7 protein-coding genes are annotated in these 14475 nt (G+C 73.7%); 3 read left to right on the top strand and 4 right to left on the bottom strand.

Annotated features, from left to right (window positions below; translation table 11 throughout):
• Positions 1-39 precede the first annotated feature (39 nt).
• Together ACGF0D_RS01060 and ACGF0D_RS01055 are read left to right on the top strand one after the other, a co-directional pair.
• Positions 40-2829: a SpoIIE family protein phosphatase gene (locus tag ACGF0D_RS01060; protein ID WP_392913451.1), complete on the top strand. Its 2790-nt coding sequence runs from the start codon at positions 40-42 to the stop codon at positions 2827-2829.
• Between the two features lie 304 nt (positions 2830-3133).
• Positions 3134-5536 carry a sodium-translocating pyrophosphatase gene (locus ACGF0D_RS01055; RefSeq protein ID WP_392913449.1) on the top strand — a complete coding sequence of 801 codons (2403 nt, stop codon included), beginning with the start codon at positions 3134-3136 and terminating at the stop codon, positions 5534-5536.
• A gap of 90 nt (positions 5537-5626) precedes the next feature.
• On the opposite strand, the gene ACGF0D_RS01050 is transcribed toward ACGF0D_RS01055, so the two are convergent.
• From ACGF0D_RS01050 to ACGF0D_RS01040, 3 genes are read right to left on the bottom strand one after another with little or no spacing between them, the layout of a single operon-like run.
• A complete protein-coding gene (locus ACGF0D_RS01050) occupies positions 5627-8128 on the bottom strand; it encodes a beta-glucosidase (protein WP_392913447.1) in 2502 nt (833 codons plus the stop codon).
• A 3-nt stretch (positions 8129-8131) separates the two neighbouring features.
• Positions 8132-8839 (bottom strand): alpha/beta fold hydrolase, encoded by a 708-nt coding sequence (locus tag ACGF0D_RS01045; protein WP_392913445.1) that lies wholly within the window; start codon positions 8837-8839, stop codon positions 8132-8134.
• Positions 8840-8877: 38 nt separating this feature from the next.
• Positions 8878-10131, bottom strand: coding sequence for an MFS transporter (locus tag ACGF0D_RS01040; RefSeq protein ID WP_392913443.1), 1254 nt, complete (start codon positions 10129-10131; stop codon positions 8878-8880).
• Positions 10132-10286: 155 nt separating this feature from the next.
• Between ACGF0D_RS01040 and ACGF0D_RS01035 the strand changes: the two genes are divergently transcribed.
• On the top strand, positions 10287-11327 hold the full coding sequence (locus ACGF0D_RS01035; RefSeq protein ID WP_392913440.1) for a LacI family DNA-binding transcriptional regulator: 1041 nt from the start codon (positions 10287-10289) through the stop codon (positions 11325-11327).
• 362 nt (positions 11328-11689) lie between these two features.
• On the opposite strand, the gene ACGF0D_RS01030 is transcribed toward ACGF0D_RS01035, so the two are convergent.
• Positions 11690-13993, bottom strand: a complete 2304-nt coding sequence (locus ACGF0D_RS01030; protein WP_392913438.1) for a hypothetical protein — start codon at positions 13991-13993, stop codon at positions 11690-11692.
• Between the last annotated feature and the right edge of the window lie 482 nt (positions 13994-14475).

Below are 14475 nucleotides of genomic sequence, written 5' to 3'. Positions count from 1 at the left end.
AGCGTGGAGGAGGGAGCCGGATACGCGGGGACGGCCTGCATGCACAGAGCGGACAGCCACGCCACCGGGGGGACGGAACCTGGCGGACCGGGGGAGTACCGGTCCGCCAGGGGGCGGTCACGCTCGAAGCTGGGGACGCACAGTGTCGCCGGGCAGGTGTTCGTGTGGCTGTTGGTCGTCGTGGTGCTGCTGGTCGGTGCCGGGCTGACGGCGCTCGTCCTGCAGGCCCGCGGCTACGCCACGAGTGACGCCGCGCACCGTACGCGCGCCGCGGCCGTCACCATGGCGCAGGCCCCCACGGTGGCGGCCGCTCTGGACAGCGCCGACCCGACCGCGGTGCTGCAGCCGCTGGCCCTGGACGTCGTGAACAAGGGCGGCTTCGACTACGTCGTGATCGCCGGCCCCGACGGGACGCGCTACGCGCAGACCGCCCAGCCCGAGCTGATCGGGCAGCACCTCATCGGCCCGTACGAGCAGGCCCTCAAGGGACCGATCACCACCAGCTTCACCGCGCCCATCGGACGGGTCGTGGAAAGCAGCGCGCCGGTCACCAGGCCGGACGGCTCGGCCGCCGGCCTGGTCCAGGTCGGCGTCACCGTCGCGCACGTGAGCAGTACGGTGAGCAGCCAGTTGCCGGTCCTGTTCGGCGGTGCGGCCGCCGCGCTCGCCGTGAGCACGGGCGGGGCAGTGCTGGTGCGGCGGCGGTTGCGCCGCCAGACCCACGGCCTGGGCCCGGCCGAGATGACGCGGATGTACGAGCACCACGACGCGGTGCTGCACGCTGTGCGCGAGGGCGTGCTGATCGTCGGCGGGGACGGGCGGGCGCTGCTGGCGAACGACGAGGCCCGGCGGCTGCTGAAGCTGCCGCCCGAGGTGGAGGGGCGGCCGATCACCGAGCTCGGGCTCGATCCGGGGCTGGCCGAGCTGCTGGTGTCCGGGCAGGCCGCCACCGACGAGGTGCATCCGGCCGGGGACCGGCTGCTCGCCGTCAACATCCGCTCCACGGCGCCGTTCGGCGGTGGGCCCGGCAGCGTCGCGACGATCCGGGACACCACCGAGCTGCGGGCGCTGGCCGGGCAGGCCGAGGCGGCCCGGGGCCGGCTGCAGCTGCTCTACGACGTCGGGCTGCGGGTCGGCACCACCCTGGACATCGTGCGGACCGCCCAGGAGCTGGCGGATGTGACGGTTCCCAGGTTCGCGGACTTCGCCACCGTCGAGCTGGCCGAGGCGGTGCTGCACGGTGACGAGCCGCTCCCCGGCACGGGCGTCGCGGGAGGCCCGCGGATCCGCCGGGTGGCCGCGGGCGGCATCCGCGAGGACCGGCCGTTCTACCCGGTGGGTTCGCAGATCAGCCCGCTGCCCGGCACGCCGGAGGCCACTGCCATGGAGAGCGGGCGTGCCACGCTGGTCGCCGACCTGCGTCAGGCACACGCGTGGCGGGCGCGCGACCCGCAGACCGCCGACCGAATCCTCGCGTACGGGGTCCACTCGCTGATCTCCACGCCGCTGGAGGCACGCGGCCAGCCCCTGGGCACGGTCAGCTTTTGGCGTGCGGGGCGGTCGGAGCCGTTCGGGCCGGAGGATGTCGCCTTCGCCGAGGAGCTGATCGCCCGCGCGGTGATCTGTGTCGACAACGCCCGCCGCTACACCCGCGAGCGCCGGATGGCCGAGGCACTGCAGCGCAGTCTGCTGCCCCGGGGACTGCCCGAGCAGAGCGCCCTGGAGACGGCCTACCGCTACCTGCCGGCGCTGAACAGGGTCGGCGGGGACTGGTTCGACGTCATCCCGCTGCCCGGCTTCCGCGTGGCACTGGTCGTCGGCGACGTCGTCGGGCACGGCCTGCACGCCGCCGCGACCATGGGCCGACTGCGCACAGCCGTTCTCAACTTCGCCACCCTCGACCTGCCCCCGGACGAGTTGCTCGCCCGTCTCGACGAACTGGTCGGCCGGCTCGACCAGGACGAGGCGGGGGAGGGAGAAGGCGACATCGAGGGCCGGGACGAGGGTGAGGGTGAGCGGACGGTCACGGGCGCCACCTGCCTGTACGCGATCTACGACCCGGTCTCCGGACACTGCACCATGGCGCGGGCGGGTCACCCACCGCCCGCACTGGTCCGCGTCGACGGCAGCGTGGAGTTCGTCGACCTGCCCGCCGGGCCACCACTCGGCGTGGGCGGCCTGCCCTTCGAAGCCACCGAACTCCAGCTGGCACCCGGCGCCGTTCTGGTCCTCTACACCGACGGACTCGTCACCAACCGCGACCGCGACCTGGAGGCCGGACTCGCCACGCTGCGCCGTTCCCTGGCGAACGCCCACGCGGACGCGTCCCCGGAGGAGACCTGCCGGGCCGTGTTCGACGCGCTGGCCCCGCCGCGTCCGAGCGACGACATCGCGCTCCTCGTCGCACGCACGCAACTGCTCGCGCCCGACCAGGTGGCCACCTGGGACGTACCCGCCGACTTCGCCGCCGTCTCCCGCGTCCGCAACGCGTGCAACGACCAGCTCGCCGCCTGGGACCTGGAGGAACTGGCCTTCACCACCGAGCTGATCCTCAGCGAACTGGTCACCAACGCCATCCGCTACGGCAGTGAGCCCATCCGCGTCCGCATGCTGCGCGACACCAGCCTGGTCTGCGAGGTCTCGGACGGCAGCAGTACCGCCCCGCACCTGCGCTACGCGGACACCACGGACGAGGGGGGCCGGGGCCTGTTCCTGGTGGCCCAGCTGGCCGAACGATGGGGAACCAGGTACACGGCGCGCGGCAAGGTCATCTGGTCGGAGCAGCCACTGACCGCACCCGAGTTCCGGTTCGAGGCGATGCTGCTGTAACCGGGGTTCCGAAGCGCCGGGGTTCCGAAGCGGCTTTCGTCGGCCCGGTCACACCGCGGAAGCGCCCTGACCCGGATCCCGTGGCCGCGGGCCCACTGGGCGCGGCTCCGGAGTGTGAGGTCTCGATCTCGGCGTAGGCGTCGGCAGCACCGGTTTCGAGGGGGTCGTTCGCCGCCGCACACCGGGTACGCGATTGCCCTAACCCCCGTGGAGACCTTCAGGCCCCGGGGTTAGCCTCGGTCTGAAGTTCCCGGGCGGCTGATTCGCGCGCCTGGCGCCCAGGCACGACGTCAAGGAGGACGGCATGGCTGGGATTTTTCTTGCGGGCGCATCCGTCGCGGCGGGGCCCGAGTTGACCGGGTCGGGCCGGACGCTGCTGGTGATCGTCGCGGTGATCGGGGCAGGAGCCCTGGTGGTGGCCTGGGCGCTTGCGCGCCAGGTCCTGGCCGCGGACGAGGGCACCGAAACGATGAGGCGGATCGCCGGGGCGGTTCAGGAGGGCGCGAACGCCTACCTGAGGCGCCAGTTCCGCACCCTGGGCGTCTTCGCCGGTGTGGTGCCCTTCGTGCTGTTGCTGTTACCGGCGGACAACTGGGGCCAGCGGATCGGGCGTTCGGTGTTCTTCCTGGTCGGGGCGGTGTTCTCGGCGACGACGGGGTACGTCGGGATGCAGCTCGCGGTGCGCAGCAACGTTCGGGTGGCGGCGGCGGCCCGGGCGGGGACGCCGCCCGTTCCGGCCGTCGAGTCCTGGGAGGGGCCGACGGCGGCATCGATCGTGCGGGGGGTGTCGCACCGGGCGATGCGGATCGCCTTCCGTACCGGTGGAGTGGTGGGGATGTTCACCGTGGGGCTGGGTCTCATGGGGGCGGCCACGGTGGTGCTGATCTACCAGGCGAACGCGCCGAAGGTGCTGGAGGGCTTCGGCTTCGGTGCGGCGTTGCTGGCGATGTTCATGCGGGTGGGCGGCGGGATCTTCACCAAGGCCGCGGACGTGGGCGCGGACCTGGTGGGCAAGGTCGAGCAGGGGATCCCCGAGGACGATCCCCGCAACGCGGCGACGATCGCCGACAACGTGGGTGACAACGTGGGCGACTGCGCGGGGATGGCGGCCGACCTGTTCGAGTCCTACGCCGTGACCCTGGTCGCCGCGCTGATCCTGGGCGGAGCCGCCTTCGGCGACAACGGGCTGACCTTCCCCCTGGTGGTGCCCGCCATCGGGGTGCTCACGGCGGTCCTGGGCATTCAGACGGTCTCCCCCCGGCCCACGGACCGCAGCGGGATGACCGCCATCAACCGCGGCTTCCTCGTCTCCGCCGCGGTGTCCCTCGCGCTGGTGGCCGGCGCGGTGTTCGCGTTCCTGCCGGCCCACTTCTCCGGACTGCACGGGGTGCCTGCCGAGATCACCCGGCACGCGGGCAGTCCGCGGCTGTTCGCCCTGGCGGCGGTGGCCATCGGGATCGTGCTGGCCGCCGTCATCCAGCAACTGACCGGCTACTTCACCGAGACCACCCGCCGCCCGGTACGGGACCTGGGCAGGACCTCGCTGACCGGGCCGGCCACCGTGGTGCTCTCCGGCGTCGCGCTCGGCCTGGAATCGGCTGTGTACTCCGCGCTGGCCATCGGAGCCGCCGTCTACGGCGCCTTCCTGCTCGGCGGCGGCTCGCTGATCCTGTCCTTGTTCGCGGTCGCGCTGGCCGGGACCGGGCTGCTGACCACCGTCGGTGTGATCGTCGCGATGGACACCTTCGGCCCGGTCTCCGACAACGCCCAGGGCATCGCGGAGATGTCCGGAGACATCACCGGCGCCGACGCCCAGGTGCTCACCGAACTGGACGCCGTCGGCAACACCACCAAGGCGATCACCAAGGGCATCGCCATCGCCACCGCGGTGCTCGCCGCCACCGCGCTGTTCGGCTCCTACACCGACACCATCGCGACCGCCGAGGCGCAGATCGGCCCGGCCGCCCACGGACCGAGCCTGAGCCTGGCCATCGACCGGCCCAACAACCTGGTCGGCCTGCTGGTCGGCGCAGCCGTCGTCTTCCTCTTCTCCGGCCTGGCGATCAACGCCGTCTCGCGCTCCGCCGGCGCGGTCGTCTTCGAGGTCCGGCGCCAGTTCCGGACCCGGCCCGGCATCATGGACGGCACCGAGCGGCCCGAGTACGGCCGTGTGGTGGACATCTGCACCCGGGACGCGCTGCGCGAACTGGTCACCCCGGGCCTGCTCGCCGTGCTGACCCCGATCGCCCTCGGCTTCCTCCTCGGCGTCGGTCCGCTGGGCTCCTTCCTCGCCGGAGCGATCGGCGCGGGCACCCTGATGGCCGTCTTCCTGGCGACCTCGGGCGGCGCCTGGGACAACGCCAAGAAGCTGATCGAGGACGGTCACCACGGCGGCAAGGGCAGTCCCGCGCACGCGGCCACCGTCATCGGCGACACGGTGGGAGACCCCTTCAAGGACACCGCCGGACCAGCCATCAACCCGCTTCTGAAGGTGATGAACCTGGTCTCCCTCCTGGTGGCGCCCGCGATCGTCAACCTCAGCTTCGGGGCGCACGCCAACCTGGGCCTCCGGCTGGCCATCGCCCTGCCGGCCCTGGCGGTCGTCGTCCTCGCCGTGTGGATCTCCAAGCGCCGGGGCACCATCGTCGGCACCGACGAAACGCCCACCGGCACCCACGCGCCGGAGGAACCCGCGCCCGTCCGGTGACGAGTCCGTCCTCATGGCGATGGTGGGGGCCGCTGCCCCGCCCGGCCCTGCCCCCGGCGGTGCGTCGGGGGCAGGGCGGCCTGTCCGGCGTCAGTCCTGCGGCACGACCAGGGCGATCGCGAGCGGCCGGTCCCCGGCGCTGCGGCCGGCCTCGACGGTGTGTACGCCCGGGTTGACGCGCCAGGCGCGGGCGGCGGTGTCCCAGCTCTCCACGGCTCGGCGCGGGACGGTGATCCGCGCCGTGGCGACGGCGCCCGGCGCGGCCTCGACCACCGCGAAGCCGGCCAGCTGGCGGTCCGGGCGGCTGCGGTCGGAGCCGTCGGTGGCGAGGTAGACCTGCACCACCTCGCGCCCGGGGCGCTCGCCGGTGTTGCGCAGTCGTACGGTCACCTCGGCGAGCGCGTCGGCGGTGCCGTCCAGCAGCCGTGCCTCCAGGCTCTCGTAGGACCAGGCGGTGTAGCCCTGGCCGACTCCGAACCAGTACGCGGGTGCGGCGCCGGCCCGGCGCTGCCAGGCGCGGTAGCCGGTGAACAGGCCCTCGCTGTAGTCGAGCCGGCCGTCGGTCGGCGTGACCTCCCGGACCGGGCTGTCGGCCTCCTCGGCGGGCCAGGTGGTGGGCAGCCGGCCGGCCGGCTCGACCGTGCCGAGCAGGACGTCGGCCAGCGCCTCGCCGGCCTGCTGGCCGGGGAACCAGCCGAGCAGCACGGCCGCCACATCCTCGCGCCAGGGCATCAGGACCGGGGCGCCGGCGTTGACGACCACCACGGTGCGGGGGTTGGCGGCCGCGACCCGGGCGACCAGTTCGTCCTGGCGGCCGGGCAGCCGCAGGCCGGCCCGGTCCACGCCCTCGCTCTCCACCTCCTCGGTGGTGCCGACCACGACCACCGCGACCTCGGCGTCGCGAGCGGCCGCGACGGCCTGCTCGATCAGCTCCTCCGCGGAGGGGGCCGGCTCGGCGTGGCCGAGGGTGAAGGAGACCAGGCCGAAGCCGGCGAAGTCGCCCGCCTCCGGCATGGTGTACGTCAGCGTGACCGCGACCTGTCGGCCCTCGGCGAGGTCCAGTTCGACGCGGCGCTCCGGCGGGTTGAGGAAGGCCGCGGCCGGGTCCTCGCCCTCGGCGTGCAGCAGGCCGTCGAAGAGCACCTGGCCGTCCGCTTCCAGCCGGAACCGGCCGACGCCGCGGACGGCCAGCTGGTGCCGCCCGGCCGCGCCGGCGGTCAGGGTGCCGGTCAGCCGGACCTCGCCGAGGTCCTCGAAGGGAACTCCGCCGGGCAGGGCGCCGAGCCAGCGGACACCGCCGTCGGCCAGCGCGGTCGCGCCCAGGGAGTCCTCGGCGCCGCGTAGTTCGGCGCGGCACGGGAAGGCGGCCGGGGGGAGGAAGGTCCGTGGGTCGGCGCCGACCGCGTGGACCAGGCGGGTGCGGTCGCCCAGCGCGGTGCGCAGGCCGTCCAACGGGGTGACCAGCGCGGTCGGGAAGACCTGGGCGCTGCCGCCGCCGCCGATCCGGGGCTCGGCCGCGGCCGCGCCGAGCAGCGCCAGCGAGGCGGGGGCAGGATCCAGCGGCAGTACGCCGCCTTCGTTGCGCAGCAGGACGAAGGAGCGCGCCGCCAGCTCGCGCACCAGCGCCTCGCCGTCGATCGGCGCGGGCAGGTCCGCCGCCGGGACGGCGGCCGGCGCGCCGGCCAGCAGGCCGACCCGGGCGGCCAGCCGCAGGACCCGGCGGGCCATGTCGTCGACCACGGTCTCGGGCACCAGGCCCTCGTGGACGGCCCGCACCAGGTGCTCGCCGTAGACGGTGGCCGGGCCCGGCATCGCGATGTCGAGGCCGCCGAGCGCGGCCCGAACGGTGTCGCGGGCCCCGGTCCAGTCCGAGACCAGGATGCCGTCGAAGCCCCACTCCTCGCGCAGCACCGTGGTGTTGAGCTCGGTGTGCTCGCTCATGGTCGGGCCGTTGACGGCGTTGTACGCGGCCATCAGGCCCCACGGGTGGGCCTTCTTCACGATGGCCTCGAACGGCGCGAGGTACAGCTCGCGCAGGGTGCGCTCGTCCACCCGGACGTCGACGGTGTACCGGTCGGTCTCCGAGTCGTTGGCGACGAAGTGCTTGGGCGTGGTGCCGACCCCGCCGTCCTGGACGCCGGAGACCAGGGCGGCCCCGATCTCGCCGGTGAGCAGCGGGTCCTCCGAGTAGCACTCGAAGTGACGTCCGCCGAGCGGGCTGCGGTGCAGGTTGACGGTCGGCGCGAGGACCACGTGGGCGCCCTTGCGCCGGGCCTCCTGGGCGAGCAGCCGGCCGGCCCGGCGGACCAGGTCGAGGTCCCAGGTGGCGGCGAGCGCGGTCGGCGAGGGCAGGGCGACGGACGGGTCGTCCGGGGTCCACTGCTCGCCGCGCACGCCGGCCGGGCCGTCGGACATCACCAGCCGGCCGAGGCCGATCTCCTCGTCGGCCGGCAGCGACCACATGTCGGCCCCGGCGAGCAGGGCGACCTTCGCGGGCAGGTCCAGCCGTGCGAGGGCGGTCTCGACGGCGGCCGCACGCCGGGCGTCGGCGGTCACGGCGGTCTCCCTGAGGTTGTTCTCCTTGCGGTTCACGGTTCAGATCCACCCTTCCAGCGCGGCCATGAAGCCGGCGTGGTCGTCCCGGTGGACGGTGTGCCCGGCGCCCGGCACGGTGCGCACCTCGAAGCCGCGCCCGCGCAGCACCTCGGCGTCGGAGGGGGTCACCAGGAAGCTCCGGTCGGCCAGGACCACCAGGGACGGTACGGCGGGGGCGGCCGGCAGGCCGGCCTCCTGGCCGGGCATGGCCAGGGCGGAGTCCGGGTCCCAGACGGCGAGGGTGGCGAGCTCGACGTCGATGTCGGCCTCCTCCCAGCGCGGGTTGAGGGCGGCGACCTGGTCCCGGGTGGCGTTGCGGAACTCCACGAACATCGTCGGGTCGACCCCCTCGGCCTGCGCGAACTGCCAGGCCGGGTCGACGTAGACGGCGCGGGCCGGCTTCAGCCGTTCGACGGCGCGCAGCAGCGTGATGCCGCCGAGCGAGTGCCCGATGGCCAGCTCGGCCCCGGCGGGCAGGGTCTCGACCAGGTCCTCGGCGTAGGCGTCCAGGGCGTAGCGCTCCTGCGGGGTGTCACCGGTGCCGCGCGGGCTCAGCCCGTGGCCGCGCTGGTCGACGGCGATGACCCGGTAGCCGCGTTCGGCCAGGGCCGGGCCGATCCGCCGCCAGGTGCGGTGGTCGGACATGATGCCGTGCACCAGGATCGCGACGCGGTCTCCGGTGCCCCACTCGTGGGTGTGCAGCTTCATAGAGGAGAAACCTTTCTGGTGAATGACCGGAAGTTGGGCTAGCGGACGCCTCGGATCGGGCGGACCGCCAGGGCGCCGGCCGCCGCGAGTGCGGCGCCGAGCAGGAACAGGGGGGTGTAGCCGCCGAGGCCGACCACGGCGGAGGCCACGAAGGGCGCGACGATCTGCGGCCCGGCATTGGCGATGTTGAGGACGCCCATGTCGCGGGCGGCGTCCTCGGCCTTGGGCAGCACCATGGTGACCAGCGCGGTGTCGACGGCCATGAAGCAGCCGAACGCGAGGCCGTTGACGGCGGAGAAGACGATCATGGCGGGCCAGGTGGGGCTGATCACCGGGATCAGCAGGGCGATCCCGGAGAGCGCCGCCGAGAGCGAGACGAACAGCTTGCGGCGGTCCAGTCGGTCCGAGAGCACCCCGCCGACGACGGTGGAGACGGCCATGGCGACCGAGGAGACCGGGGTGAGGATCGCGATCGCGCCCTCGGGGGAGAGGCCGCCGGGCAGGTCGACGTGGTCCTGGAGGATGTACAGCTGGTAGCCGACGACGGCGAAGTAGCCGAGGACCAGCAGTGCCCGGCCGATGAACGCCCAGCGGAAGTCCGGCACGCGCAGCACGCCGAGGAAGGCCGCGGCCTGCTCGCGCAGCGGCGCGGGCTGCTTGGCGGGCATGCGGCGCTCGCGGGCGAGGCCGCTGAAGAGCGTGGCGGCCAGGGCGACCAGCAGTCCGAGCACGAGGTAGCCGGTGCCGACGCGGTCGGAGAAGGCGGAGGCCACCAGCACGCCGAGGGTGGAGCCGACCGGCAGGCCGAGTCCGACGGCGGCGGAGGCGGTGCCCCGGCGCTGCGCCGGGACGCGGTCGGGCACCACCGAGGTGAGCGCGGCCTGGTAGAAGTTCATCGCCGCCTGGCCGAGGCACCAGGCGATGCAGACCAGCAGCACCGAGTTCACGCTGCCGAGCAGGGCCATGGCGGCCACCGTGGCCAGGCCGCCGCCCAGGATCCACGGGTTGCGCCGGCCGGAGCGGTCGGACAGGGCACCGGCGAACGGGTTGAAGAAGGTGGCGAAGATCGCGGCCACGCCGCTGACCAGGCCGAGATTGGCCACCTTGGAGGCCGGGTCGAGGTGCTCGATGTGCAGCGGCAGCAGCACGCTGCCGACGCCGAGGTAGAGCGCGTACATCGCCGTGTTGCCGGCGAAGAGCAGCGGCAGCAGGCCGCGGGTGGCGGGCGCCGGGTCGTCCGTACGGACTCTCGGGCCGTCCTGCGGCACGTCGCGGGCGGGGGAAAGGGCCACATTGCCCTCCGGGAGGGAGTGCCCGGCGGTCGGGTGGGGACCGGGCGGCGGATCTGGAATCAGGTTACACGTGTAACGGTTACTCGTGTAACCAGCTGTTTAGCAGGGGATTCCACCCCACGGCCAGAGCCGGCCGTGAAAAGATTCGAACCGTTATGAACAGCGACCGCACCGAACCCAGCGCCCCGCCGCCCGCCAGCGCTCCGCCGCCCACCAGCGCCGATGTCGCCCGGCTGGCCGGCGTCTCCCGCGCCACGGTCTCCTTCGTGCTCAACAACACGGCCGGCGGCCGGGTCAGCGAGCAGACCCGGGCCAAGGTCAGGGCCGCCGCCGACGGGCTCGGCTACGTCCCGCACGCCGCGGCCCGCTCGCTGCGGGCCGGCCGCACGGGCCTGGTGCTCCTGGCCGGCGCCGCCGCACCGATCGGCCCGTTGTTCAGCGGCTTCCACCGTGAGCTGCAGGAGGCCCTGAACCGCCGGGGCTACACCGGGGTCCTGCACGGCTCCACCCCGGGCGGCGGCGAGGACGCCGCCCGTGCCTGGGCCGAACTCCGGCCCACGGCCGTGCTCTGCCTCACGCCCGGACTCACCCCCGACGGCGTGCGGATCCTGCGGCGCTCAGGCACCCGGGCGGTGGTCACCCTCGGGGCCCCGCCGGTGCCCGGCGCGCACGCGCTGACCATGGACCAGCGTGAGGTCGGCGTCAGTGCCGTCGCCCACCTGCTGGACCGTGGCCGCCGCCGGATAGGCGTCGTCATGCCGACCGACCCGGGGCTCGCCCTCTTCAGCGACCCCCGGCTGGCCGGCGCCCGGAGCGCCGCCGCATCGGCGGGCTCCGGTGCCCTGGTCGAGCCGCTGCCGCTGGACTACACCGAGGAGTCCGCCGCCGAACTCGCCGTCCGGTGCCGCGAACTCGCCCTGGACGGACTGTTCGGCTACAACGACGAGTACGCGATGCTCGCCCTGCGCGCCTTGCAGGACGCCGGTCTGGACGTCCCCGGGGCGGTGGCCCTGGTCGGTGCCGACGACCTGCTGCTCGCCCGGCTGCTGCGGCCCCGGCTGAGCTCGGTCCGGATGAGGCTGCCGTCCGGCGAGGAGCTGGCCGAGCTCGTCGACCGCGTGGTCGCCGACCCGGAGGCGCCCCCGCTCAGCCGGGACCTGATGACCATCGAGCTGATCGCCCGCGACTCCTCGTAGAACCCTCCTCGAACTTCCGTCGCCGGCCGGCGGGGACCGCCCCCGGGTGCGTGGACGCCCGGGGGCGGTGTGTTGACGGACCGTCGACGGCCGATCGCCGAAGGGCCGGCGGTGCGACCGGAAGGCTCCGAAGGGTGGGGTGGTCGCGGCTTGATGCCGTGACCACCCCACCCTTCGTCCTGCGGAGATCGTCTTCGTCGGCGACCTCGTCGGCTCAGGCGTCGAGTGGCGAACGATCACCGGGCTCACTTACGGCGCGGGTCTCGTCGGAGGACTGGGACACATCGGTTCCTCCGGCGGGAAAGGGGAAACGGCCCCACCGCCAACTGCGGTGGGGCCGCCTTCATTTCAGGAGCGGGGCGTCAGTGCCGGTGGCTCCGACGGCGGGAGGCGAGGACGAGGGCCGCGCCGCCGAGGACGACGGCGGCGCCGATGCCGCCGATCAGCGCGACCTGGCTGCCCGTCGCGGCGAGGCCGCCGCCACCGTTACTGCCGGCGCCGGCGCCCGGCTGCTGCGTGCCGGTGGGCGCCGGGTGGGAGCTGTGGCTGCCGGTCGCCGTCGCCGAGGGCGAGGACGTCGGGGACGGCGTCGACGTGGTCACCGTCACCGTGGCGGTGCACTCGCCGGCGGCCGGGCCGGCCGGGCAGTTGCCGCCGGGGCGGTCGGACACCACGGTGTTGCGCAGCGTGTGGTCCCCGGCGGCCGGGTCCTTCACCTTCACCGTGTACGTCACCCGGGCGCTGCCGCCGACCGGCAGGTCGCCGGTCCAGCCGAGCACCGGCTGGGTGTAGGACACCTTGCCGGAGGTGGCGGTGGCGTCACCGTTGTACGTGGCGTCGTCGAGGACGGCGCTCAGGTCGTCGGTGACGTTCAGCCCGGTGATCGGGGCGTTCCCGGTGTTGGTGATGTCCACCTGGTACTTCACGGTGTCACCGGGCAGGGCCTGGGCCTTGTCGGCGGTCTTGGCGAGCCGGTAGCCGGCGTGCTCGGAGACGGTGTTGCGCACGGTGTTGCTGGTGCGCTGCTGGTCGCGGCCGGTCTGGGCGCCGCGGTAGGCGAGCGAGGAGGTGTTGTCGAGCTTGGTGCCCGGCGCGAGCCCGGCGTCGACCCGGGCGCGGAAGGACACGGTGGTCTCGGCGCCCGGCGCGAGGTCGGCGGCGGCGCAGGTGACGTTGCGTCCGTTGGCGGTGCAGCCGGGGCCGGAGCCGTCGACGTAGCTGGTGCCGGCGGGCAGCGCGTCGGTCAGGGTGACGCCGGTGGCGGTGTCGAGGTCGGCGGTGCCGCCGTCCTTGTGCCGGTTGGCGACGGTGAAGGTGTAGGTGATCTCGGCGCCGGGGTCGACGGTGCCGGGCGGGTTGTTCGTGGTGGAGCCGGCCGGCTTGTTGGCCTTGGTGATCTGCAGATCCGGTTCGAGCGCGTCGACGGCGAGCCAGGCCGCCTGCGGGTGCAGCGCGTCGCCCGCGCCGTTGATCCGGAGCACGGCCTGGGTGCTGCCGGCGGGGATCTTGCCGGTGACGTCGATCATCCGGGCGTCGTAGCCGTAGTTGTTGACCGGCGCGGGGTCGCGGGTCGTGATGTTGCTGCCCGTTCCGTTCGGCGCGACCTGGTCGATCCGGCTGCTGAAGGCGTTGTCGGTGGCGACGCCGGCGGGGCCGGGCATCGACAGCAGCGTCAGGTTGTCGGTCGAGGAACCGACCAGCAGCTGGTCGCCCTGGATCGGTGCGTCGCCGTCGCCGACGGTGACCCCCATGGTGGCCCGCGGGGCCGTGGCGGGCGTGTGGATGCCGGAGAGGGTGAGCGTCGCCAGGTTGTCGGGGTGGCGCAGCAGCTGGAAGCCGTCCCAGACCTGGAGGTAGCGCAGCGGCTCCGCCTGGTTCTCGTAGGCCACCACCAGTGACCAGCCGCCCCAGCAGCCCACGTTGTTGCCGCCGTGATTCTGCGCGGAGGAACGTCCGGCGCACGCCTGGATGTTCGCGACGGTGTAGTTGCCCGGGCCGGCGGCCTTCACCTGGGCGGTGACGTCCTTCACGCCCGCCCCGGCGAGCAGCGGCTCCGGCGGGTTGCCGCCGACCTTCTGGTCGAACCAGTCGTAGGTGTCGGCGGTGAGCTGCTCGTAGGAGGAGCCGCCCGGGACCTTCCAGGACACCTTGTTGCCGGTGTCGATGTCCCCTGAGGTGCCGCCCGCGTTGCTGGTGTTGGTCGGGTTGAACTGCCAGTACAGACGGGCCGACAGCACCTGGGACCCGGCCGGGATCGTCAGCTGCGCGGAGGACGCGTTGTTGCCGGGCGCGTTCGGGTCGGTCTTCACGTACTTGGTGCGGTTGTTGTTGGTGCCCTCGGTGTCGTTGCAGACCGAGCCGTCGCTGTCGTCGCAGGTCAGCACCGAGTTGGACGCCATGGTGAGGTTGCCGTGCGCGAGCAGGTCCACCGTCGGGGCCGGGCCGATCGGCCGCTGGGCGCCGGTCCCCCGAGCGGCCTTGCCCGCCGGGGCCTTGTCCGCGGTCGTGGCGGCCGACGCCGACGGGGCGACGAGCGCCGCGGACGGGGCGAACGCGAGCGCCGAGGCGGCGAGAACCCCGAGGACCGCCCTGCCGGGCAGGCGCCGGGACCGGCGTTCGGCTGCCGGGCGTTCGCCGCCGGTGGCGGAGGATATGCGGTCTCTCATGGGGGACTCCAGGAGTTGTTCGGGGGTTCAGGAGGGTGAGGGTGTGCCCTCCGGGAGGAATCATGACGATACGTCCGGATTCGACCGGGCCCAATAATATGTCACATTCCTTTGTTCATCGCTCAACAGTTTCGCCGCAGCCACTGAGCGGGAGTCCGGGAGAGCCCGGTGGCCGCGCCAGATCCCTTGGCGTCGGTATGACGAGATGAGCGGCGAACGCGCGATCGACCCCGTCGACACCCGCGACCGCGCCGCGCCGACCGCCGCCGTGGCGGCCGGCGCGGAGCCCAAGTGGCCGATGTTCCGGGGTCATCGGGAGCAGCGCGACGGGGAGCTCGGGGCCGGGGAGCTGAGCCGGCGGTGGCCCGCGCACCCGTTCACCGTCAACGGCGTCGAGTACGACCGCCGAGCACTGGACGACGGCGGCAAGGCCCGGATGTTCGGCGACGAGAAGACGCCCGCCCGGACCCTCGCGGCGACGA

This window comes from Kitasatospora sp. NPDC048298 (genome assembly GCF_043201465.1).
Lineage (GTDB): Bacteria > Actinomycetota > Actinomycetes > Streptomycetales > Streptomycetaceae > Kitasatospora.
This window is presented reverse-complemented; position numbering and strand designations above follow the sequence as displayed.

What these genes read in the sequence shown, in the direction of transcription:
- ACGF0D_RS01060 (WP_392913451.1), top strand. Translation starts at nt 40, where the DNA reads ATGCACAGAGCGGACAGCCACGCCACCGGGGGGACGGAACCTGGCGGA.
- ACGF0D_RS01055 (WP_392913449.1), top strand. Translation starts at nt 3,134, where the DNA reads ATGGCTGGGATTTTTCTTGCGGGCGCATCCGTCGCGGCGGGGCCCGAG.
- ACGF0D_RS01035 (WP_392913440.1), top strand. Translation starts at nt 10,287, where the DNA reads ATGAACAGCGACCGCACCGAACCCAGCGCCCCGCCGCCCGCCAGCGCT.
- ACGF0D_RS01045 (WP_392913445.1), bottom strand. Translation starts at nt 8,839, where the DNA reads ATGAAGCTGCACACCCACGAGTGGGGCACCGGAGACCGCGTCGCGATC.
- ACGF0D_RS01030 (WP_392913438.1), bottom strand. Translation starts at nt 13,993, where the DNA reads ATGAGAGACCGCATATCCTCCGCCACCGGCGGCGAACGCCCGGCAGCC.